The sequence below is a fragment of the Dyella sp. CR10 genome, assembly GCF_055814425.1.
In genome coordinates this window covers 3,256,701-3,278,905 of sequence record NZ_CP185986.1, presented here as the reverse complement: position 1 = coordinate 3,278,905, position 22,205 = coordinate 3,256,701, and the positions used below count along the sequence as shown (strand labels likewise).

Sequence of the window (22,205 nt, the reverse complement as noted above, 5' to 3'; positions counted from 1 at the left end):
GTGCATCGCGTCCAAGTCGCGCCCCCGCAAGGTTCCCGAGGCGGGGTGCGGCGCATTGTCGCAGGTTGTTGCGGGCGCCCCTGGGGCGTCGATGGCGGCATTGGCCGGCAGCCGCTAACCTTGGGCGCTTGCCTCCGGACCCGGCCATGGCCTACGACCTGCCTCCCGTCACCCGTAACCTGTTGATCGCCAATGTGGTGATCTACCTGCTGCAATGGCTGATGCCGATGCAGACGGCACCGTTCGCGCTGTGGCCGCTGGGCAGCGGCTACTTCGAGCCGTGGCAGGTGGTGACCAACGCCTTCATGCATGGCGGCTTCACCCACCTGTTCTTCAACATGTTCGCCCTGTTCATGTTCGGCGGTCGCGTCGAGCGGCTCTTCGGCGCGCGCCATTTCACCCTGTACTACTTCGTCTGCCTGGTCACCGCCTCGGTCCTGCAGCTGCTTTGGCTGCGCTACTTCGAGCAGGACTTCCAGACGCCGACGGTGGGCGCCTCCGGCGCGATCTTCGGCCTGCTGCTGGCCTTCGGCATGATGTGGCCGCAGGAGCGCCTGATCGTATTCCCGATCCCGGTGGCGATCCCGGCCTGGCTGTTCGTGATCGGCTACGGCCTGCTGGAACTGGTGTCCGGTACCGCCGGGTGGATGCCGGGCATCGCGCATTTCGCGCACCTGGGCGGCATGCTGGGCGGGTACGTGCTGATCGAATACTGGCGCGGCAAGCTGCCGATCAAACCCAAGCGGCGCCTGTTGCGCTGATCCTTTCCCTACCGAAGATCGCCTGTCGATGACTCAGCACCTGCAGCGCCGGCTGACCCCGCGCCATATCACTTTCATGGCCCTGGGGATGGCGATCGGCGCCGGCCTGTTCCTGGGCTCCGCCAATGCGATCAACCTGGCCGGTCCTTCGGTGCTGTTCGCCTACATGGTGGGCGGCGCGATGATCTTCATCATCATGCGCGCGCTCGGCGAGATGGCCGTGCACGACCCGGTGGCCGGTTCCTTCAGCACTTACGCGCACCGCTACCTGGGACCGTTCGCCGGCTATCTCACCGGCTGGAACTACTGGATCCTGATGGTCGGCGTGGGCATGGCCGAAAGCACCGCCGTGGGCATCTACATGACGCAGTGGTTCCCGGACATACCGCGCTGGGTGTGGGTGGGTGCCAGCGTAGCGATGATCGGCAGCCTGAATTTGATGGCGGTGAAGTTCTACGGCGAGACGGAATTCTGGTTCACCCTGATCAAAGTGGTGACCGTGGTGCTGATGATCCTCGGCGGCGCCAGCATGATCTGGCTGGGCTGGGGCAACGGCGGGCAGCCCGTCGGTCTGTCCAACCTGTGGTCGCATGGTGGCTGGTTCCCGCACGGCGTCACCGGCATGGTGCTGGCCCTGCCGGTGGTGGTGTTCGCCTTCGGCGGCATCGAGACCATCGGCATGGCCGCGGGCGAGGCCGCGCAGCCGGAGCGCACCATCCCGCGCGCGGTGAACTCGGTGCTGTGGCGCATCCTGATCTTCTACGTCGGCGCGCTGTTCGTGATCATGGCGATCTATCCGTGGAATCAGCTGGGCACGCAGGGCAGCCCGTTCGTCACCACGTTCGCGAAACTGGGCATTCCGCAGGCGGCGGGACTGATCAATTTTGTGGTGATCACCGCGGCGCTGTCCGGTTTCAACAGCACCACCTTCAGCGGCAGCCGCATGCTCTACAGCCTTTCCACCAAGGGCCAGGCGCCGGCCTTCCTGAGTGGCGTGAGCGGACATGGCGTGCCGGTGCGCGCGGTGCTGGTCACCCTGGTCTGTCTGGTGTTCGGCGTGGTGCTGAACTACCTGCTGCCGGAGCGCGTGTTCGCGATGATGATGTCGATCCTCGCGTTCAACACGGTATGGACCTGGATGATGGTGCTGATCGCGCATTTCAGTTTCCGCCGGCGCCATGGCGCGACGGGGTTCGCGCTGCGCGCGTGGCCGTTGAGCAGCATCGTGTGCCTGGCCTTTCTGACGTTCGTGCTGGTCATGCTCGGCTACAGCCCGGATACACGCGTAGCGCTTTACGTCGGTGCGGGCTGGATCGTGCTGCTCACGCTGGCCTGGTACGGGCTGGGTATCGGCGAGCGCGTGCGCTCGCTGGCCTCGGCGGCCTGACGGTACGGCAGGGTAAGGAGGCCCGACATGCGCACGATAGGCCTGATCGGCGGCATGAGCTGGGAATCCACGGTCACCTATTACCAGCTGATCAACCGCGGCGTGCGCGAACGCCTCGGCGCGCTGCGTTCGGCGCGCGTGCTGCTGGACAGCCTCGACTTCGGCGAGATCGAAGCCTTGCAGCGCGCCGGCGACTGGGCGCGCGCGGGCGAACTGCTGGCCGACTCGGCGCGGCGCCTGCACGCCGGCGGCGCGCACGCTATCGTGCTGGCGACCAACACCATGCACAAGGTGGCATCCGCGGTCATTGCCGCGACGCCGCTGCCGTTCCTGCATATCGCCGACCCCACCGGCGCGGCGCTGCGCGCGGCGGGCTACGACCGGGTGGCGCTGCTGGGCACGGCCTTCACCATGGAGCAGGACTTCTACCGCGCGCGCCTGCTCGAGCGTTATCGCGTGCGCTGCATCGTGCCCGACGAGGCGCAGCGCAAGGATGTGCACCGGATCATCTACGAGGAGTTGTGCGCGGGCATCGTGCGCGAGTCTTCGCGCCAGCTCTATCGCGCCATCATGGTGGACTGCGCCGCGCGCGGAGCGCAGGCAATCATCCTCGGCTGCACCGAGATCGGGCTGCTGGTGGGGCGTGAGGACAGCCCGGTACCGCTGTTCGATACCACCGCGCTGCACGCGGCGGCAGCTGTGGATTTCGCGTTGGGCGGTCGGTAAGGGGAAGGGGCAAAGCGGAGGATGAGGTAGGGGGGGCGGTATCGCTCCGTAGACTTCCTCTCCCGGCCCCCTCCCCCGCGAAGAGAGGGAGAAGTGCAGCGGTATCGCAGTGAGGACGGGAATCAGCGCAACGCCAAAAAGTCCGGGCTCACCACGAAGCGCACCGCATCCAGCCGCAGACGTGACAACGGCAAGGCCGCGAGCAGGGCGCTACGTTCGCCGGCGAGCGTGGCGATCTCCGCCTCGCTGATGGCGGGGTTCACCGCGCGCAGCGCGAGCAGGCGCGACAGCTCCGCATCTAGCGTTTCGGTCGCATGCGCCACCGCTTCGACGATCGCGACCTGCGCACGCTGGCCGGCCAGTTCCTCGGCCTTCTCCAGCATCGGTGGCACCAGCTTGGCGAGGAACTTGCGATAGCGCGGCACTTCGATATTGCGGTCGGCCGCCTTGCGCAGGGAAAGCTCGCTGGGCTGGAAGCCGGCGCGTTCGGCCAGGCGCGTATCCACCACCACCGCCACGGGCTGGGTGGGGAGGAAGCGCTCGGCGTCGAGCGTACGATCGGCCACGCATTCGAGCAGGAACACCGCCTGCAACAGGGCGCTGCGCGGCGGCAGTGCGTCGTCCACCATGAAGGCGGCGTTGCCGTCCTCGCCGGACAGCACCAGGTCCAGCGCGCCGGCCACCATCGGGTGATCCAGGCGCAGCAGCGGCAGTTCTTCGCGCGCCAGGGCGACATCGCGCGCGAAGGTCGCGGCGACGGGGCCTTCAGCGAAACCCGGCAGCGCATCGGTGGAGAGGTACTGCGGATCAAGCAGCAGCACTTTGCCGCCGAGTTCCTCGGCATGCACGCCGAACTGTTCGAGCAGGCGCTGCACGAAGTCGTCGCGGCCCGGATCGTTTTCTTCGCGCGAGAAGGCCTGCTGCAGTTCGTCGGCGTGCAGGTCGCGGCTGGCCGCCAGTTCCAGCAGATGGTCGCGACCTTCGCGGATCAGCGCGGCCATTTCTTCGTGGCTGGCGCGGGTTTCGGCCAGCAGCACGTCCAGCTCCTGGTCGCGCCCATCGTCGCCGCGCGCATGCTGGTCGGCCAGGCGGGCCAGCGGCTCGCCATAGCGGCGCAGCAGCTCGCGGCCGTCGGCGGGGCTGAAGCGGAACGCGTCGATGCCTTCGTCGTACCAGCGCGCCAGCACGTGCTGCGCGCTGTCGGCCACGGCGAGGATGTGGATGCTGATGTCGTGCTTCTGGCCGATGCGGTCCAGGCGGCCAATGCGCTGTTCGAGCAGGTCCGGGTCCAGCGGCAGATCCCACAGCACCAGGCGGTGGGCGAACTGGAAGTTGCGGCCTTCCGAGCCGATTTCCGAACACAGCAGCAGGCGTGCGCCGTCCGGCTGCGCGAAATACGCGGCGTTGCGGTCGCGCTGCACGATGCCCAAGCCTTCGTGGAAGCGCGCCACGCCCGCGCCGGTGCGCGTGCGCAGGGCTTCTTCCAGCGCCAGCACCTTGGCCTGGCTGCGGCAGATGAGCAGGAACTTGTCCTGCGGATGCTCGTCCAGCAGGCCGACCAGGGCCTCGACGCGCGGGTCGTTGGCGTAGTCCAGCTCCAGCGCCGGGGAGGGCTGCTGGATGTCGGCGTGGAATTCGGCCAGCAGCGCCTGGCGGCCATCCTCGCTCAGCGAACCGGCGTCCAGCGTGTGCCACACCGGCACGCGCTGCGGAAAGCCGCCGATGCCGGCACGGCGGTTGCGGAACATGGCACGGCCGGTGCCGTGGCGGTCGATCAGCGCGGCGATCAGCTCGCGCGCGTTGTCCGGCTTGGTGGTGGCAGCCAGTCGAGCGAGCAGGGCCTGGTCGCCGGCGAAGGCCTCGCGCAGGGTGGCCAGCTGCGCCTCGTCCAGTGCTTCGCCATCGAGCAGGCGGTCGGCGATGCGCGAGAGGTTCTGGAAGCTGTCGGCCTCGGCCAGATAGCCGTCCAGGTCGCGGTAACGCTGCGGATCGAGCAGGCGCAGGCGAGCGAAGTGGCCGCTGCGGCCCAGCTGTTCCGGCGTCGCGGTGAGCAGGATCACGCCCGGCGTGACGGCGGCCAGCCGTTCGACCAACGCGTAGCGCGGGCTGGCCGCTTCGGGCGTCCAGGCCAGGTGATGCGCCTCATCCACCACCAGCAGGTCCCACGGGGCCTGCAGCAGCTGCTCGGCGCGTCTGGGATTCTGTTCGAGGAAGCCGAAATCGGCGATCACCAGCTGCTCGTCCTCGAACGGATTGGCGCCTTCGCCGTTGATATCCAGCGCTTCGCAGCGCTCCTCGTCGTAGATGGCGAAGCTGAGGTTGAAGCGGCGCAGCAGTTCGACGAACCACTGGTAGACCAGCGTGTCCGGCAGCAGCACCAGCACGCGCTGGGCGCGGCCGGTGGCGAGCTGGCGAGCGATGATCATGCCGGCCTCGATGGTCTTGCCCAGGCCGACCTCGTCCGCCAGCAGCACGCGGGGCGGGCGGCGCGATGCGGCGATGCCGGCCACGCGCAGCTGATGCGGCACCAGGCCGATGCGCGCGGCGCCCAGGCCCCAGGCCGGCGAACGGCGAGCATCGGCGCGGCGCTGCAGGCCTTCCACGCGCAGGTCGAAGCGCGCCACCGGATCGGTGCGCCCGCCGATCAGGCGGTCATCGGCCTGGCTGACGCTCTGCTCGTCGTCCAGCTGGCCCTCGTGCAGCTCGCGGCCTTCGCCGCGGTAGATCAGCAGGTCGTCCTTCACTTCGACCCGCTCGACCAGAAAGGCGATGCCCTTGCCGGAAACACGCTGCCCGGCACGGAATTCCGCGCGCACCAGCGGCGCCGAATCCGCCGCGTAGGGCCGCAGCACGCCGGCCTTGGCGAACAGCACCTGCACCCCGCGGCCCTCCACCCTGAGCACGGTGCCGAGGCCCAGCTCGGGTTCGGCGGTGGAGATCCATCGTTGGCCTGGAACGAACATCGATATGCCGTAAACGAACAAAGGGGCGGAGATTATCCGCCCTCGTGCAGGCCCTGCCTAGTTTTGCCTTACCGGTGCGATGAATTACTGGCAGGCATCCGCACTGGCCAGCGTGGACGAGGCCACTCTGCCGGAGGAGGACACGTTGAGCCGGATGCCGGGTATGCGGGTGGTGTTGGCGCCGAGACTGTCGCCAGCCTTGGCCTTCGCGCAGGTCAGGAAACTGACATCGCTGCCGGGCGAGGCTGCGTTGAGCAGCTCGCCGCGCGAGTTGAACGTCAGCGGCCCGCTGGCCGACGCGCGCACTGACGTGGTGGCGCTCATGTCCGGCGCCTGGCGCTGCAGGTTGTCGGCGGCGCCGGCGGCGGTGGAAGCATAGGCGACGCCCGGCGACTGGCCGGTATAGACGAGCCAGCCCAGGTCGTAATTGCCGTCGGTGCCACAGGTCGTGCCGGTGGCCGATGCACGCGGGCAGATGGAGACGTAGCTGCGCGTCGCCGCAGCCTGCCCGCGTGCGTACTGGAGGTCGGCCATGAGCGCGTTCGACTGCGCGACGGCGCGATTGCGGCGCATGAAATCGCGCATGGACGGATAAGCGAGCGCCGTGATGATGGCCAGTACGCCTAGCGTCACCATCAGTTCGACCAGGGAGAAGCCATTAAGTCGCCGACGGGTCATGTCTCATCCTTGTCCGCACAGTTCGTGCACGTGTTTTTCCGCTTCGGCCTTGGCGGCCTCGCGCTGCTCGGGCGTGAGCTTCGCGGCTTGGTCGAAGCTGCCGGGTGAACCCATCGTTCCGCCGGTGACGACCATCGCTCCGCTGGCGAGCACGTCCAGGTTTCTGCGCGCCGTGGCACAGGCTTGCTCGCGGTAGGCGTGTTCGTTCGCGTCGGGCGCGGGCGCGGGCGCGGGCGCCGGTGCAGGGGCGGAAGGCGCCGGCGCGGCCGGCGGCAGGTTGCCGCGCAACTCGAGCCGACTGCTCTTCGCCTTTGGCGGCTGGTCGCCGTAATGCGTCACGCCCTGCGCATCGACCCACTTGTAGTACGTCTGCGCGGTGAGGCATGTCGGCGCCAACAGGCACAGCAGTATCGCGGACAAGAACAGCGGGCTGCGCATGGTCATTTGCCCCAGCAGTTGGGCGTGTCGGACGAGCTGCCGTTGGAGGTCTGCGCCCCCGCGCGGGTGAGGCTGAAGGACTGGCAGGTGTCCTGGGTCTGCTTGCCTTGCGCCGTTGCCGTCAGCGTGTAGGCGGTGGTGCTGGCTGATGCGATGCCGACGGTGAAGTAGCTGCCGGCAACGCTCGAATTCGCGCCCAGGTCGGAGAGCTTGCTGGTGTAGGTGTTGTTGGAGAAGAAGTAGCTCTCCTGCCGCGCCGCCAGGTCGTTGAGCGCGCGCGTGGCATCGGTGCGGTGCGAGCGCAACACGTAGTTGCGGTAGGACGGAATAGCGACCGCGGCCAGGATGGCGATGATCACCACGACGATCAGGAGTTCGACTAGCGTGAAACCGCGATGGCGTTGCATGGAATATCTCACAGGTTGTCGACCGGCTCGCGCCAGGAGATCTCGCCGCTGCTGACGGCGTTGATCGCGGAAATGTCCTTGCAGACGGTGACGCCGCCGACATTGAAGCAAGCCTTCACCGTCTGGCCGCCGCCGGCGGCCGTACCCAGGTGCAGCACTGGCGCCGACGAGCGGCCGCTGCCCAGCGAGACCACGCGCAGCACGGCGGGATTGCTGCCCGACTTGTCCACGCCGAAGAAGTTCGCCAGGTTCGGATCGGCCGTGCCGGTCAGGTAATTGACGCCATACAGGTAGCTGGTGCCGGGCACGGGAACGGGATTGCAGTCGCTGGTCTTGGCCGCGTCCTTGGCCGATTTGTTGGCGGGAATGTAGGTAGGCGTGGTGAGGATGCCGCCCAGCAGCGTCTGGCTGTTGACCACGCGTTCGGACGGCTGCTGGACGGTGCTGTCGGCATTGCCAGCGGTCAGCTTGAAGCGCCAGCCCGAGTACGTGTAGCAGGTGTCGGTACCGCCGGTGGGGATCGAGGTGGCCGCCAGAGCGCTCTGCAGCGCGGTCAATGTCGTCACGCCGGTGAGGCCGCCAACGCTGCCGTCGGTACCGACGGTGGCGTTGCTCACATCGTACAGGCCGCTGGTGGTCGCCTCCGCCTGGCAGCTGGCGGCGAAGCCGGTGAGCATGCTGTTGTCGGTGACGCCGTAGATGTACTGCTGCTGGGTGCCCTGGTCGCTCGTGCCACTGTCGTCGTTGGTGGTGTAGGAGCGGCCACTGCCGAAGAACACGGTGGGACGCTGCAGCGGATCCAGCGCCACGGTCGGGCGGATGGTGATGGGCGTGCCGGTATTGATGACCTCCTTCAAAGTCCAGGAGGCCGGCTCGCTGATGTCCGGCGTCGTGGCCGAGGCGTCGCGCAGATCGAGCTTCCACAGGCCGCCGCCGTAGACCTGCGGCGTTGAGGTGGTGCCGTTCGGCGGCGGGGGATTGGTCACCACACCGAAGTAGATGGCCTCGGCGCTGTCGTTGAGATCGAAATCGACCGCGACCATGTCGCCGGCAAAGCTGTTGGAGGGGCCCTCGGTGAAAGTGGCCGCCGGCGCGCTCTTGTTGGCGTAGATGCTGGCCAGGTCGTACACCCAGGCATTGAGCTTGCTGCTGGCGGCGGCGGAGACCAGCTTGGTGCCGTTGGCGCCGCCATTGTCCGCGGGGCCTGAGCCGATGCTCAGCAGGAAATGGAGCTTGCCGTCGCTTTCCTTGTGTACGGCGAACGCGGGCGCACCCAGCGTGAAGCTGCCGGTGGTGATCTCGCCAAGCACAGTCGGCGCCTGTTCCGGATCGGTGACATCCAGCAGCACGTAGGCGGAGTTGGACACCTGCGTGCTGGTCGTCTTGCCATCGCCGATCACGTCGACGCTGATCGGGCCGCCACCGAGGTGGAACGGCACCGCCATCACCGTGCCCCAGCCGCAGACGTGGCCCTTGGCATCGATGTCGGTGCTGCCCGCATCGGTGGAGGGCTTGCCGGCGAGGCAGGTATCGCTGCTGCCGGTGCCGAAGATCTTTACGTCGCTGATCACGGGCGAGCCGTCCACGTAGAACACGTGCTTGTAACCCTTGTCGGCCAGCCAGCGCAGATGGGGCAGCAGGTTCTCCGGAATGAAGGCCCAGGCCTCCTGTCCCAGCGCCCAGTTGTTGCCTTGCGGGGCACTGCTGTCGCCGGTGGTCAGGCCGGTGGGCAGCTGGCGGTACAGTTTCGGCGTGACCGCGGCGGTAGTGCCGTTGGCCGCCTGGCCGGGTACGTAGAAGCCACCGTTGAACGCATGCAGCATGCCGTCGTTGGCGCCGACATAGACCATCTGCCGGCGGTTGCGGTAGTTGCTGCGGAATGCCGCGTAGCTGAAGTCGCTGTACAGCAGGTCGTAGGATTCGGCCGGCGTGCTGACGATCGCCGGCGAGGAATCCACGATGTCGCCGAGGCGGTAGGTGCCCGGCGACGACAGCGCCGTGCTGGTGCGGTTGCGATAGGTGCTGTCCTCGTTGCCGCGGATCCACAGAAGCAGCGATTTGGCCAGCAGCGGGTTCTGCTCGTTGAGCAGGCCGAAGTTGCCGGTACGCACTTTGTTAGTGGAATCGTAGGCGCCGCAGAAGCCGGAGGTGGCATTGAGCGTGTATTTGCCGCTCGTATCGCAGGCCGAGTCGTTCCACACGAAATCGGTCTGCGTGCCGCTCACCACGGTGCCGCTGGCGCCGCTGCCATTCGGCGCGGAGGTGAGGTAGGTGAAGATGTAGCGCTGCCCGGTGTTGGCCGATGCGCTGGCATCGGCGCTGTAGCTGCGCTGGGTGCCGATCCTGCCGATCGCGGCGGTGCCGGCGCTGGTCGAGGCATCGTAGACCGCGTTGAGCAGGGTCGCGGCATCCCATGCCGGCTTCACTGCATTGGTGGCGGAGACCACACTGCACGACGAACTGTTGGCGCTCGAGGTCGGGTCGAAGGTGCCGCCGGCGGGCGGTACAGGCGCGCTGGAGCAGGTGTACATGATGCGCGCGCCGGGAAGCGCGTTGGCCGAGTTGTCGGGGCCCGCCACGATGTAGCGCGCATTGGCCGTATCGAGCACCTGATTGCCGGAGCCGTCGGTGGAACCTTCGCGCAGGTAGCCGTCGCTGTCGACCCAGAATGCCTGCAGCCCGCCGGTCCAGTTCACGCCGTTGCGGGTCATGTAGTAGTTGACCTGGTACGACTGGCCATTGCCCTTGATGTCGTTGCTGGACGAGGGCGTGGTGGCATTGCCGAAATCGTTGGCGGCCGAGGAGGTGATGGCCTGGAACACCGTATCAAGCTGCGCCTTCAGCGCACCGGCGTTGCGGGCGAAGAAGTAGTTCGGCGGGTCCTGGCCGGCCGGCAGCGAGGGAGCGGAGCCGGTGTAGCCGCTGTACTTGGTGGCGTACCACAGCGGACTTTGCAGGGTGCTTACCGGAGCGCTGGTGCCAAGGGTGAAGTGCATCACCTGGGGCTTGTTCGTGCAGTCCTTCACGTTGCCGAGCAGCGCGCAGCCGAACTTGGCGTTATTGCCGTCGTTGATGTACATCTCCGTCAGGCCATCGCTGGTCGAGCCGCTCATGCGGAAACCGATGTACATGCCGGAGGAGCTGAAGTTCAGCGTTTCGTCGCGCACCACGACGTCGGTGGCGCCAGGCGTGAAGTTGAGCGTGCCCGCCGAGGTACAGGCGTTGCTGATCGAGTCGATGGAGCTGGAGATCTTGTTGTTGAAGATTTCCGGATCGCAGATCTTGACGCCGCCGGAAACCATCTTGGAGGGCAGATTGCAGCTGGCGCCGACGCACCACGAAATCACATGGGTGGCATCCATGTCGTGGTCCGAGCCGTACTGAGAGTCTTCCCAGGTCAAATAAAAGCTGCCCACGTTCGGATAGCTCGTAGTGGGCACCAGACCATACGTCGTGTTGCCGGCGATGTCGGTCGGGGGCACCAGGCTGACATGGCCGATGTAGCAACTGGTGAACGTGCCTTGGTTGGCTGGGTCGGCACGGCAGCTCGGCGTGATCACCATCGAGCCGCTGCCCACCGGGACGCTGAACGAAGGCAGGTTGTCCGAAAGCGAGACGCCGTAGGTCTTGATCTTGAAATCCGAGCTGACGTTCTTGGTGCGGATGGGACTCTTCCAGGCGCCATACGCAAGGCCGGCAAGCAGGTAGCTGCCTTGCTGCCCCGGTGCGCCGTTGCAGATGCCGACGATGCTGGCGAGGCTGTTGCCTGCGAGATTGGCAGGCTGGCAGAGAGAGATGTCGCTGTAGTTCGTGCCGGCAGCCGTCAGGCTGCCATTGGCTGGCGCACCGGTCAGCGAGGAGTTGTTGTAGTAGGTCGAGAGCAAGTAGTTGCCCGTCAGTCCTTCGGACGTCTGGATGGCATTGGTGAGCGAGGCCGGATCCACACCCGTCACGCTCGGGACGTTCTGCGCATCGAAGGTGTTGAGGCCGCTGCTGACCAGCACGATCGAGCAGCTGGCGCAGGGCTGGTTGCGCTGGGTGGTGGTGGACGAGCCGGAACTGGAGGTGGTGCCGTAGGGATCCACCCAGGTCGGGTTCGGCAGGGCATCGGTGCCCGAGTCCTGGCCGCTGGCCGATGCGCCTTGCAGGTAGTTCAGCGCCGTCGCGTACATGCTGGCCAGCGGGTTGCCGAAATCGGGACACATGGTGCTCGTCGCCTGAATCTGCGATCCGCGGGATCCCCATGCTGAGGTCTTGCCATCGGATCTGGTCAGGTAGCAGTCGGTTTTACTTGATGTTCCGTAATTGCTGCCGTTCCAGCCGGTGATCTGCAGGCGGTCGAGCGTCATCACAATGCCTTCGGTAGGCGCCTTGGTGGCGGCCTTGTAGCAGAAGGTTCCGTCGGCGCTGCTGAACTCGTCACCATCGCCGGTGCCGCTGCTGGTTGCGCACGCCGTGCTGCTGCTGTTGTTGGCGAGTTGGCCGATGTTGCGGCGCAGCTGGCCAGCCAGGCGCGGGTTGATATCGGAGCCCGTCACCAGGCCGAAGCGCTTGGCGTTGCTGTCCTTCTTGCTGTACTTCTGCAGCAGGCCTTCCGGCTTCAGCGCGCTGCCGACCGAGACGCAGAAGTTCTCGTTGGGAATGCCCGTGGCGTTCTGGCAGACCTGCACGCGCACGGTGTAGTTGGTAATGGTGCCGCTGGGATGGATGCCGTCCGCCGTCTTCGGAGCATCCTGGCATTGCAAGGCTTCGGTACTGGCCCAGTCATTCCAGGTGCCCGCCGCCGCGCGGATCACCGGTGTGGACTGGACGCCCGACGTTGTCGTCGTGGGCGTGTTCCATTGGCCTGTCTTGCCAATGGACACGTTGCAGAACGTGGTGGCGCCGGTGAACGGCGCGAAGGAAGCGATGTCAGTACCGGCGTACGATTTGGTCCAGGCGTGCAGGTCGTCCGGAATTTCCGCGCGTTCCAGGATGGTGCTGGTGGCGGTATCGGTGCTACGCGTGCCGCCGTAAAAGGTCCAGCGCAGCACGTCCAGGCGGCTCATCGCCACCCAGTTGAGGAAGTTGCCGCTCCAGTAGTTCTTGCCCTTGGCGCATTTGTGCGAGCCGGCGGTGACGCTGGTGGCCGCCTTGTAGACGCCGCTGGTGTAGGTGTAGCAGATGTTCGGATCGAAATAGCCGTTGTAGGCGAAGCTGTCCGTATAGGTCGTATCAGGCTTGCCGTCGCCGTCCAGATCGGTGAAGTCCGGATAGGCCTTGTTGAACAGCTGCTCGTCGCGCGACATCACCAGCATGATCAGTGGCTGCACGTTCGGCGCGGCCAGTGCATTGATGCCGGAGGGATACGCCTCGTAGTTGGCGTTCGACATCGTGGCGGAGTCGGAGATCTGCGTCGGCGTCGCGGGCGGCGCGTCCACCGCGTTCGAGTCCAGATAGAGCGCGACCGCGCTCAGCAGCGCGAGCGGCAGGCCGAGCAGGAGGTAGCGAAGGGGGGACTTGGACATGTCGGGTTGCCCTTAGTGGGTAATGACTTGCTTGTACTGGGCGATGGTGATGGCCTGCCCGTTGCCGGCGACCGTGGCATTGCTGCGGATCTGCAGCAGAAGCGAGGCGCCGCCGGTGGCGGTGCCGATGCCGGGGCTGGCATAGCCCTGCGCCTGCGCGCCGCCGGAGCCGGCGTTGGGCCGCACGCCATCGCGTACGATGGCGATGTTCGAGTTGATCTTCTGATTGGCGGGGCAGCCGCTCTGCGCTGCCCCGGAGCACACGGCCATGACCACGGTGTTCTCCCACTGCGCGGGCGTGTAGTTGTAGCCGGCGGTGTGCGAAGAACAGGACACCGGCAGATAGAAGCTGGCCAGCGAGGTGCCGCCGCAGTAGTTCTGTAGGCCGGTCTTGGCGCTGCTGTCGGGCTTGAGCAGAGCGATCCAGTCGGTGCGATTGGCGAACGACGAGGCCAGGTCGAACATCGTGTCGGGCACGTCGCCGCCCCAGCTCTTGGGCCAGCCGCGGTTGAATACGTGATCGTTGATGATGACCTCGGGAATCGCACGGGTGGCTTCGGAGGCTTCGAAGGCCTGCTCATGCCGTGCCGTGCCCGAGGTCAGGTGCATCTCCAGCACGGTGCCGCGCATCACTACCAGGGCGACGACGGTCAGGAGCAGCAGGAAGATCAGACCAACGAACAGCGCGATGCCGCGCTGACTATGAAGCGCGCTTGCGGTGCGTGCCTTGATGCCACGGGTGGCCATATGTGCTTAACCCCTTGTCCGGTTGCGCAGCTGCGCGACCTGTTGCAGGCGCGACCGGGCGAACTGCCACGGCTTGTCCCCGAAGGGCGTGAAGTTGGCGCACTTGCTGACGTCGCTGCCGCTGCTGGTGATGGCATAGGTGCACGACGGCAGCGTGAAGGTCGCCGTATGCGGCAGCGCCACGTCGCGCGTGGGATTGACCGCGATCATGGTGACGCGCACGGATACCACGCTGCCCCATTGTCCTGACGCGGTGACGTCGCCGGCACTCTTGTAGGTGGGCGCCGCATTGGTCGGGTCGGTGACGACGCCGTACTCGAACTTGAGCTGTTCGATACCGGTGACGATGGGGTCCGAGCTGAAGGTGCCGTCCAGGTTGAGATGCATGCGCATGAGAGTGGGCAGCGGATTGCCGCCGTCGTCCTTAGCGCCGCACGCGGTGCCGCTGGAAATCACCGCGCACGGTCGCAGGTAATACACATCGACCTGATAGGGATGCACGTATCGCTGGAGCTTCGCGGTCGTCGTGCTGGGCACGGAGCCGGAGAATAGCTGCGCGTTCACGCCCGGCGTGGTGAGCAGGAACACGGCACTGGCATTGCCCGAGATGGTGCTCGATTCGGCCGGCGTGGTGCTGTCTGCCGGACCGGGGGACAGTACTTGCGGGTCGGCATAGCGCAACACCAGTACGTCCGAACCGGCGACGTAGTTGGCGGCACCATCGATGCACGCACTGTCGATGGGAAAGCCGCTGCCGCCGTCGTAGCCATAGACGCCGCCGCCGCCGGAGGTATCCGGTTTGAATGTGGTCGCCCACGCCCCCGTGCATTTGCCTTTGGCCGTCACCGTCTTGCCTGCCGAACCGGATCCCGACACCGTGGCCACTTTGTTGCCACCCCAGAAATCGGCCATGCGTGCTGACCAGCCGATACGGTCGGCGGCGATGCGCAGATTTTCCTGCAGAAAGTTGTTGCCCGACTGCACCTGGTACGCCTTCTTGTTGGCGACGAACAGGTTGATCAGGCCGCCCACGACGATGGCGCCGAGCACGACGGCAATCATCAGTTCCACCATCGAGAAACCGGCCGCTCTTCGCGGCAAGTGTCCGGCTTTGGGATGCACGGTTGAGCTCCGCTTCAGGGCTGGTAATCGAATTGGTAGGCGTCGGTGCCGCTGGTCGCCGTGCCTGGCGCGAGGTTGCTCCAGCTGGATGCGACGGTGAGCGTGCCGGTGCTGGTATTGACGCTGACTTTGGAATGGAGCGAGGCGTCGCTGGCGCCGGCACTCAATTGCGCGAGCCAGTTCAGCAGGTCGTTCTTGGCGGTCTTGCAGGGCGTATCGTTGCAGCCGCTGGGATCGGGCTTGCTCTTGCCGTCGTACAGGTAATAGCTGCCGCTCAGATCGCCTTTCTTGCCGCTGATCTGCACCTGAGTGGATACGCCGTAGACGCCGGCGGGATTGGCGCGCATCGCATCGGCGAGCGAACGCGCCTGCAGGATGGCCACGGTGCGCGCGCCGGATTGCTTGCTGAACTGCGAGCCTTTGATCTGCAGCATGGCAATGCCGAGCACGCCAACGCTGAAGACGATGATGGCGACCATCACCTCGATCAGCGATACGCCTCGTTGCGACGAGTAGCCTCGCATGGATTGCGCCCCCTGTTGTCCCCTGGCACGTGACGCCTCGGGGCGCCCTGTGCGGGCGCCGCTGCGTGATGTCGCTGCGATGAGCGCATGCTAGAGGAAGGCAAGCGGAGACACGCCGCCGTTTGTCGGATGTTTTTTACCGTTCGTCCGAATAAATAGCGCCGCCGTAATAACTTGCGGTCACCAAAACTGCATCCGTGCGCGGTGTCACGGCCGGGGCGCAGGGAATTGCGGCGATCCGCAAACGCACGCGTGGTTCCAGAGAACGCTCAGGTCTCGCTCCACTGCCTCAGCAGGTTGTGATAGACGCCGGTGAGCGAGAGCAGGGCGGTGCGGTCGGCGGTCGGGTTCTGCGTGAGTGTCTGGATCGCCACGTCCAGGTCGAACAGGAGACGGCGGCGGCCGTCGTCGCGCACCAGGCTCTGGATCCAGAAAAACGCGGCCAGGCGTGCGCCACGTGTCACCGCACGCACTTCGTGCAGGCTGCTGGAGGGATAGAGCACCAGGTCGCCGGCGGGTAGCTTCACTTCGTGCTCGCCGTACGTGTCGTTGACGATGAGTTCGCCGCCGTCGTACTCCGCCGGCTCGGCGAGGAACAGCGTGCACGAGATATCGCTGCGCAACTGGCCGCCGTCGGGCAACGCCATCACGGCGCCGTCGACGTGGAAGCCGTAGTGGCCGCCGCCTTCGTAGCGATTGAAGCGCGGTGCGAGCGTGCGCAGGGGCAGCGCGGCGGCGTGGTAGAGCGGCTGCTGCGCGAGCGCATCGAGGATCAGGCGGCCGAGCGCGGCGCGTGCCGGCGAAGCTTCCGGCAATTGCAGGTTGCGCTTGACCTGGGCGCCTTGTGCGCCGACGGTCTGGCGTCCGTCGGTCCAGTCGGCGCGTTCCAGCTCCTGCCGCACGTGGCGCAGCTGGTCGGGCGTCAGTACGTTGGGGATGTGCAATAGCATGGCCATCCTTCCGGAGCACGCAGGTTGGAGTTCGCTTCGCTCACTCCAACCTGCGGATGTCGATGCGTCAGAAGCGCACGTTGGCGGTGAGCATAGCCGAGCGTGGCTGGCCCGGCGTGTAGCGATACCCGCTCTTGTTGATCGCGGCGACGTACGATTTGTCGAACAGGTTGTACACGTTCAACTGCAGGTCGACGTGCTCGTTGAGCGGATACGTAGCCACCGCATCGAACACCCAGTACGACTTGGTGTAAGCCGGCGTGCCGATGGCGCCGTCGGTGCCGCGCTTGAGCCGGTCGTTGTAGCGTGCGCCGCCGCCGACGGTGAGGCCGAACGGCAGAGCATACGTCGTCCATGCGGTGAAAGCGGACTTCGGCGTATAGGCCAGGTCGGTACTGCCGTCGCTGGTGACTTTGCTGCCGCGGAGCACCTTCGTATCCATCACGGTGTAGCCGGCACTGATCGCCCAATGCTCGGTCAGCTGGCCGACTGCGCTCAGCTCGACGCCCTGCACGCGCTTCTTGCCAGTCTGGTAGTACTGCAGGTCGACCGGATCCTGCACCACGTCGTTGCTGACCTCAGTTCGGTAGACGGCGCCGGTGAGCATGAGGCGGTTGTCGTCGAACGCCCACTTCGTGCCGATCTCGGCGGTCCTCGCCTTCTGCGCATCGAAGTTGGGGTTGTCGGCGCTGTTGGCCGCGCTGCTCAGCGCCAGCGTGTTGCCGCCCGGCGGCTGCTGCGAGATCGCATAGTTGGCGTACACGCTGCCGTTGGCGGCGGGCTTGTACAGCACGCCGATTTTCCAGTTGAACAGGTTGTCGCTCTTGCGTGCGTCCACGCCCGGTACGGCGGCGTTGACCGGCAGGCTGCCGCAGGCCGGTGCGCCGCGGCCGCCGCAGGTGACGGCGCTATCGAAATCGGTCTTGTAGTGATCCAGGCGCACGCCGGCGTTGACCTGCCACTGCTCGTTGAACTTGAGCGTGTCGAACACGTAAGCCGAATACGTATCCGTCTTGCCGTGCGTGTAGCTGCCGTTGCGATACCAGCGCAAGCCCGTCACGTGCGGTTTGGGACGGTACACGCCGGCGGCGGGCCAGGTCGTGCCGGCCAGGGGAATGATGCCGGTGGTATTCGCTTCCTCGCGGGTCAGTTCGACACCGCTGCTCAGGTTGTGGGCGATGGCGCCGGTCTGGAAGTTCGCTGTGAGGTTGAGCTGGTCGGTGAGGATCTTGTTGGTCTGATCCTTGAACGTCGGGTTGCTGCGCGCGACGGTCCAGGTGGCAGGATCGTTCGGATCCGGCGTGCGCAGGTTGGCCGCGGTCGCCATGAACGAGGTGAGCAGATAATCCTGCTTCGTGCGGCCCCAGCGCAGCGTGTTGTGCAGCGACAGGTCATCGTTGAAATCATGTTCCACGCGCACGGTGAACAGGTCCGCCTTGACGTGGTCGTGGTCGGTGTCGGTGCCGTAGAAGTTCGACGGATCGACCGGGCGCGCGGCGGAGAGCCACAGGCGCCCGGAATCGGGGCTGCTGTAGCCGGGCAGACCGATGGTGGAGACGCCACCGTCGGGCACGTTGTTCTGCTTGATGTGCAGGTAGTTCAGATAGACGCGCGTGGCGGTGCCCAGCCCGAAGGCCAGCGAGGGCGCGAAGCCCCAGCGGTTGTTTTCCACGTCGTCGCGGCCGGGCACACCGCTGTTCTGCGCCATCAGGTTCAGGCGGAACGCGCTGCTGCCACCGAGCGTCTGGTTCCAGTCGGCGGTGGCGCGCTTGCGGCTGGCACTGCCATAGGCGACCTGACCGGAGAGCGCGTCCTGCAACAGCGGCTGCTTGGTCACCAGGTTGATCGCGCCGGTCGGTGCGGTGCGTCCGTAGTCCGTGCCCGCCGGGCCCTTGGTTACTTCCACCTGGTCGACGTTGAAGATGTCGCGCGAGATCGAGCCGGTGTCGCGCACGCCGTCCACGAAGATGCTGTTGGATGTATCGAAGCCGCGCATGTAGATGCCGTCACCGGTCGTCGTATTGCCGTTCTCGCCGGCATAGAAGGTGCCGACGCCCGGCGTGTTGCGCAGCGCTTCGGTGAGCGTGGTGGCACCTTGTTGCAGGAACAGATCCTTGGTGATCACCGAGATCGTCTGCGTGGTGTCGAGCAGGGGCTGGGTGAACTTGGGGGAGTCGACCTTATCGGCGACGTAGTCGCTGCCGCGCGTCGCCTCGACCGTCACTGGGGTGAGGCTCTTGGCCTTGCTCTGCGGATCGGCGGACAGGCCGTCCGCCGCATTGGCCGGGGCGGCGATGGTTATGCCGGCCAGCAGCGTGGCGGCGGCGACGGCGAACTGACCGGGCTGGATCCTGGGAAGAGGGTGTTTGCGGCTTTTGATGTAGGCCATGGGCTTCCAGAGCAACGGAATGGGGGGCGGATACATCGCGCGCGGCGGCAGCTGGCGATGCGCAGGCGTTCGCGCCTCGCGTCGGTCGCGCGGCACGGGCTGCGTGGGTTGTCGATCACGGCAACTACCGGTGGATCCCCTGGGTGGGCCGTGACCCATGCATGGTATTTTTAATGAGAATGATTTGCAATTGCCGCATATGCCGTCAGCGACGCGCGGCGCTCTTACACTGCGCATTCCCCAGCCGTACCGCGATAACGCCGGGCGGCCCATGCAAAGGAGAACCCTCACATGCGCATCCTCGTTGTCGGCGCTGGCGCCACGGGCGGCTATTTCGGCGGACGTCTGCTGGAGAACGGCGGGGACGTGACCTTCCTGGTGCGGCCGGCACGCGCCGCCGTTCTGGCCCGGCAAGGCCTGGTCATACGCAGCGCATGGGGCGATGCCACGCTGCGCGCGCCGACGGTGACGGCCGGCGACCTGCAAAAGCCCTATGACGTGATCCTGCTCAGTTGCAAGGCCTACCATCTCGATCAGGTCATCGCAGACATCGCGCCGGCAGTGGGCGAGAACACGACGATCCTGCCGCTGCTCAACGGCATGCGGCACCTGGACGTGCTCGATGCGCGCTTCGGTGCGGCGCGCGTGCTGGGCGGCCTGTGTGTGATCGCCGCGACGCTGGGCACGGAAGGCGAGATCCGTCATCTCAATCGTTCGCACAGCCTGACCTTCGGCGAACGCGACGGCTCGCGCTCCGCGCGCATCGAGCGGATCGCTCGCGCGATGGAGGGCGTGAATTTCGAACCCCGACTCAGCACCACGGTGTTGCAGGACATGTGGGACAAATGGGTGTTCCTCGCGTCGCTGGCAGGTATCACCTGCCTCATGCGCGCGCCGGTGGGCGACATCGTGGCCGCAGCGGGTGGCCTGGATGCGACGCTGGCGATGCTGGAGGACTGCCGCCAGGTGGCGGCAGACAACGGCCACGCGCCGGCGGAGAGCGTGCTGGCGAAAGCGCGCGGCGTGCTGACCGAGGAGGGTTCCACGTTGAGCGCATCGATGATGCGGGATCTGGAACAGGGCGGTCCGGTCGAAGCCGATCACGTGATCGGCGACCTGATTGCACGCGCGGCACCGGACACGGCGCTGCCATTGCTGCGCCTGGCGTATACGCATCTGAAGGCTTACGAGAAACGACACGGTCACGCGGCTTGAATGCCCGCGCGTGATCCCTGATCAGGACCAGGGCGGCGCGCAAAAAAAACGCCGCACTCACGTGCGGCGTTTTTCGTTTGCATCGGCCTGCCGCGGCTCACGCCGCGGCAGCGCAGGTCACCAGATCTTCACCTGCTTGTCGCCGTCGCGCACCATCGCGTCGCCGGTCTTGCACTGGAAGGCCTTGGCGAAGGCTTCCATGTTGGACGGCGCGCCGACAGCACGCAGCGACGCCGGGGCGTGCGGATCGGTATTGAGGTACAGCAGGGCCTGCTTCTCGCGCACGTGGCCGCGCCACACGCGCGCCCAGTTGAGGAAGAAGCGCTGGTCCGGCGTATAGCCTTCCACCTTCTGCTCAGTCGATCCCGGGGTCTTGGACAGCACGCTCTGCAGCGCGTCGTAGGCCACGTTCAGGCCGCCCAGGTCGGCGATGTTCTCGCCCAGGGTCAGCTTGCCGTTGACGTGCGCATCCGGCTTGTCCTTGATCGGCGTGTAGTCGTTGAACTGCGCCACCAGCTTGTCGGTGCGCGCGTCGAACTTGGCGCGGTCATCCTTGGTCCACCAGTTTTCCTGGTTGCCGGCACCGTCGAACTGGCTGCCTTCGTCGTCGAAGCCGTGGCTCGCCTCGTGGCCGATCACGGCGCCGATGCCGCCGTAGTTGATGGCGTCGTCGGCGCTGGCGTCGAAGAACGGCGGCTGCAGGATCGCGGCCGGGAAGTTGATGGTGTTGTCCGTCGGGTTGTAGTACGCGTTGACCGTCTGCGGGGTCATGCCCCATTCCTTCCGATCGGTCGGCTTGCCGATCTTGGCGATGTCGTAGTCGTAGTTGAACTTCGAGGCGGCCATCACGTTGCCGTAGAAGTTGTCGCCGCTGACGTTCAGGCCCGACCAGTCACGCCACTTGTCGGGGTAGCCGATCTTGGGCAGGAAGGTGTTCCACTTGGCGATGGCCTTTTCCTTGGTGGCGTCGCTCATCCAGTCGAGCTTCTCGATGCGCGCCTTGAGGGCGTTGCGCACATTGTCGACCAGTTCCTGCGCGCGCTCCTTGGCTTCGGGCTTGAACACCTTGGCCACGTACAGCTGGCCCAACGCTTCGCCCATGGAGCCGTTCACCGCGCCCAGCACGCGCTTCCAGCGCGGCTTCTGCTGCGGCTGGCCGGCGAGGGTCTTGCCGTAGAAGTCGAACTTGTTGTCCTGGAACGCCTTGCTCAGGTACGGCGAAGCATCGCTGACGGTGTGGAAGCGCAGGTAGGCCTGCCACTGCTCGATCGGCGCCGAAGCAAGCAGCTTGTCGAACTCGGCGAAGAACTTCGGCTGCGACAGCGAGAAGCCCTTGTCGATGGTCACGCCCTGGGCGCTGAAGAACTTCTCCCAACTGAAGTGCGGGGTGACCTTATCGGCTTCCTTGACGGTGACGAAGTGGTACTGGTTCTTCGGATCGCGCTCTTCCACCGGCGCCAGCGAGGCGGCGGCCAGCTGGGTTTCGAACTTCAGCACGTCGTCGGCCTGCTTCTTGGCGTCGGCTTCGGACACGCCGGCCAGCTGCAGGGCCTGCGCGATGTGGGCCACATAGGCGTCGCGGATGTCCTTGTACTTGGCGTCCGAGTAGTAGTCCTTGGTGGGCAGGCCCAGGCCGCTCTGGTTGGCGTAGCCGATCTGCATGTCGGCGTGCTTGAAGTCGGCGCCCGCGCCGAACTGGAACACCTGGCCGTCGCCCTCGGCGTAGCTCTTGGTGATGTAGTCGGCCACGTCGGCGCCGCTCTTCAGCGCGGCGATGGCGTCGAGCTTGGGCTTGATCGGCTCGAAGCCGGCCTTCTCGATGGCGTCTTCGTTCATGCCCGACTGGTACAGCAGGCCGATCTTCTGCTCGATCGAGCCGGCCTGCGCCTGGGCGGCGCCCTTGGCGGCGGCGTCGACGATGTCGTGCTGGGTGTTGAGGCTGTTCTCGGCCAGCTGGTCGAAGGCGCCCCAGCGGGTGCGGTCCTCGGGGATCGGGTTGGCGGCGACCCACTTGGCGTTGACGAAGCCGTTGAAGTCCTGGCACGCGTTGATGCCGGTATCCAGCTCGCTGACGTCGAAGGGACTCTTCTTGGCGGGCGCCGCGGCGGCGGTGGTGGCGGCCGGGGCCGGCGCGCTGCCGGCGGCGGCGGGCGCCTGCTCGGCGGATTCGTGCTTGCCGCAGGCGGACAGCGTCAGGGCCAGGCTCACCGCAAGGGCGAGCGGCTTCAGGTACGGCTTGGTCATGGATCTCCCTCTCTTGGAATGGCGCCTTTTAAGGGGCGCGTGGTTCTTGGATGTCTGGCTCGATGACCGGCCGGGTGTGTCCCGTTTCACGGTCATGACCCTTGACGCTAGGCCAAAGGTCACGGTCGGGCACAGTGTCAAAGGTCA

At 66.1% G+C, this 22,205-nt stretch carries 15 protein-coding genes; 4 read left to right on the top strand and 11 right to left on the bottom strand.

Features of this window, described 5'->3' with window-relative positions; all coding sequences use genetic code 11:
* Positions 1–146: 146 nt before the first annotated feature.
* The 3 genes from ACNR9O_RS14715 to ACNR9O_RS14705 are packed head-to-tail and all read left to right on the top strand — an operon-like array spanning position 147 to position 2,874.
* Positions 147–761 carry a rhomboid family intramembrane serine protease gene (locus ACNR9O_RS14715; protein WP_473687551.1) on the top strand — a complete coding sequence of 205 codons (615 nt, stop codon included), beginning with the start codon at positions 147–149 and terminating at the stop codon, positions 759–761.
* 28 nt (positions 762–789) lie between these two features.
* On the top strand, positions 790–2,148 hold the full coding sequence (locus ACNR9O_RS14710; RefSeq protein ID WP_473687553.1) for an amino acid permease: 1,359 nt from the start codon (positions 790–792) through the stop codon (positions 2,146–2,148).
* Positions 2,149–2,175: 27 nt separating this feature from the next.
* Positions 2,176–2,874, top strand: a complete 699-nt coding sequence (locus ACNR9O_RS14705) for an aspartate/glutamate racemase family protein (RefSeq protein WP_473687555.1) — start codon at positions 2,176–2,178, stop codon at positions 2,872–2,874.
* Positions 2,875–2,996: 122 nt separating this feature from the next.
* On the opposite strand, the gene rapA is transcribed toward ACNR9O_RS14705, so the two are convergent.
* From rapA to ACNR9O_RS14655, 10 genes are all read right to left on the bottom strand, one after another.
* The gene (rapA, locus tag ACNR9O_RS14700; protein ID WP_473687557.1) at positions 2,997–5,837 is read right to left on the bottom strand and encodes an RNA polymerase-associated protein RapA; all 2,841 of its coding nucleotides are present in this window, start codon (positions 5,835–5,837) and stop codon (positions 2,997–2,999) included.
* An 84-nt stretch (positions 5,838–5,921) separates the two neighbouring features.
* Positions 5,922–6,515 (bottom strand): GspH/FimT family pseudopilin, encoded by a 594-nt coding sequence (locus ACNR9O_RS14695; RefSeq protein WP_473687559.1) that lies wholly within the window; start codon positions 6,513–6,515, stop codon positions 5,922–5,924.
* Positions 6,516–6,518: 3 nt separating this feature from the next.
* Positions 6,519–6,959: a DUF4124 domain-containing protein gene (locus ACNR9O_RS14690; protein ID WP_473687561.1), complete on the bottom strand. Its 441-nt coding sequence runs from the start codon at positions 6,957–6,959 to the stop codon at positions 6,519–6,521.
* The gene (locus ACNR9O_RS14685) at positions 6,956–7,360 is read right to left on the bottom strand and encodes a type IV pilin protein (RefSeq protein ID WP_473687563.1); all 405 of its coding nucleotides are present in this window, start codon (positions 7,358–7,360) and stop codon (positions 6,956–6,958) included. The genes ACNR9O_RS14690 and ACNR9O_RS14685 overlap by 4 nt, the downstream gene beginning before the upstream one ends.
* An 8-nt stretch (positions 7,361–7,368) precedes the next feature.
* Positions 7,369–12,867, bottom strand: coding sequence for a pilus assembly protein (locus tag ACNR9O_RS14680; protein ID WP_473687565.1), 5,499 nt, complete (start codon positions 12,865–12,867; stop codon positions 7,369–7,371).
* A 12-nt stretch (positions 12,868–12,879) separates the two neighbouring features.
* Positions 12,880–13,614, bottom strand: coding sequence for a PilX N-terminal domain-containing pilus assembly protein (locus ACNR9O_RS14675; RefSeq protein WP_473687567.1), 735 nt, complete (start codon positions 13,612–13,614; stop codon positions 12,880–12,882).
* A gap of 6 nt (positions 13,615–13,620) precedes the next feature.
* Positions 13,621–14,736 carry a PilW family protein gene (locus tag ACNR9O_RS14670; protein WP_473687569.1) on the bottom strand — a complete coding sequence of 372 codons (1,116 nt, stop codon included), beginning with the start codon at positions 14,734–14,736 and terminating at the stop codon, positions 13,621–13,623.
* Positions 14,737–14,750: 14 nt separating this feature from the next.
* Positions 14,751–15,260 carry a type IV pilus modification protein PilV gene (gene pilV, locus ACNR9O_RS14665; protein ID WP_473687571.1) on the bottom strand — a complete coding sequence of 170 codons (510 nt, stop codon included), beginning with the start codon at positions 15,258–15,260 and terminating at the stop codon, positions 14,751–14,753.
* Positions 15,261–15,529: 269 nt separating this feature from the next.
* Positions 15,530–16,210 (bottom strand): Fe2+-dependent dioxygenase, encoded by a 681-nt coding sequence (locus tag ACNR9O_RS14660; protein WP_473687573.1) that lies wholly within the window; start codon positions 16,208–16,210, stop codon positions 15,530–15,532.
* Positions 16,211–16,277: 67 nt separating this feature from the next.
* Entirely contained in the window at positions 16,278–18,599 is a 2,322-nt protein-coding gene (locus ACNR9O_RS14655) for a catecholate siderophore receptor Fiu (protein WP_473687575.1), read from the bottom strand.
* Positions 18,600–18,890: 291 nt separating this feature from the next.
* Here ACNR9O_RS14655 and panE point away from each other — a divergent pair, with 291 nt between their 5' ends.
* Positions 18,891–19,814 (top strand): 2-dehydropantoate 2-reductase, encoded by a 924-nt coding sequence (panE, locus tag ACNR9O_RS14650; protein WP_473687577.1) that lies wholly within the window; start codon positions 18,891–18,893, stop codon positions 19,812–19,814.
* A gap of 117 nt (positions 19,815–19,931) precedes the next feature.
* Here the strand turns inward: panE and ACNR9O_RS14645 are convergent, their stop codons facing one another.
* Positions 19,932–22,058 carry a M13 family metallopeptidase gene (locus ACNR9O_RS14645; RefSeq protein ID WP_473687579.1) on the bottom strand — a complete coding sequence of 709 codons (2,127 nt, stop codon included), beginning with the start codon at positions 22,056–22,058 and terminating at the stop codon, positions 19,932–19,934.
* Positions 22,059–22,205 lie beyond the last annotated feature (147 nt).

Coding starts and splice junctions, on each gene's coding strand:
- ACNR9O_RS14710 (WP_473687553.1), top strand. CDS start 790: ATGACTCAGCACCTGCAGCGCCGGCTGACCCCGCGCCATATCACTTTC.
- ACNR9O_RS14660 (WP_473687573.1), bottom strand. CDS start 16,210: ATGCTATTGCACATCCCCAACGTACTGACGCCCGACCAGCTGCGCCAC.
- ACNR9O_RS14680 (WP_473687565.1), bottom strand. CDS start 12,867: ATGTCCAAGTCCCCCCTTCGCTACCTCCTGCTCGGCCTGCCGCTCGCG.
- ACNR9O_RS14645 (WP_473687579.1), bottom strand. CDS start 22,058: ATGACCAAGCCGTACCTGAAGCCGCTCGCCCTTGCGGTGAGCCTGGCC.
- ACNR9O_RS14675 (WP_473687567.1), bottom strand. CDS start 13,614: ATGGCCACCCGTGGCATCAAGGCACGCACCGCAAGCGCGCTTCATAGT.
- pilV (WP_473687571.1), bottom strand. CDS start 15,260: ATGCGAGGCTACTCGTCGCAACGAGGCGTATCGCTGATCGAGGTGATG.
- ACNR9O_RS14690 (WP_473687561.1), bottom strand. CDS start 6,959: ATGACCATGCGCAGCCCGCTGTTCTTGTCCGCGATACTGCTGTGCCTG.
- ACNR9O_RS14655 (WP_473687575.1), bottom strand. CDS start 18,599: ATGGCCTACATCAAAAGCCGCAAACACCCTCTTCCCAGGATCCAGCCC.
- ACNR9O_RS14715 (WP_473687551.1), top strand. CDS start 147: ATGGCCTACGACCTGCCTCCCGTCACCCGTAACCTGTTGATCGCCAAT.
- rapA (WP_473687557.1), bottom strand. CDS start 5,837: ATGTTCGTTCCAGGCCAACGATGGATCTCCACCGCCGAACCCGAGCTG.
- ACNR9O_RS14705 (WP_473687555.1), top strand. CDS start 2,176: ATGCGCACGATAGGCCTGATCGGCGGCATGAGCTGGGAATCCACGGTC.
- ACNR9O_RS14695 (WP_473687559.1), bottom strand. CDS start 6,515: ATGACCCGTCGGCGACTTAATGGCTTCTCCCTGGTCGAACTGATGGTG.
- panE (WP_473687577.1), top strand. CDS start 18,891: ATGCGCATCCTCGTTGTCGGCGCTGGCGCCACGGGCGGCTATTTCGGC.
- ACNR9O_RS14685 (WP_473687563.1), bottom strand. CDS start 7,360: ATGCAACGCCATCGCGGTTTCACGCTAGTCGAACTCCTGATCGTCGTG.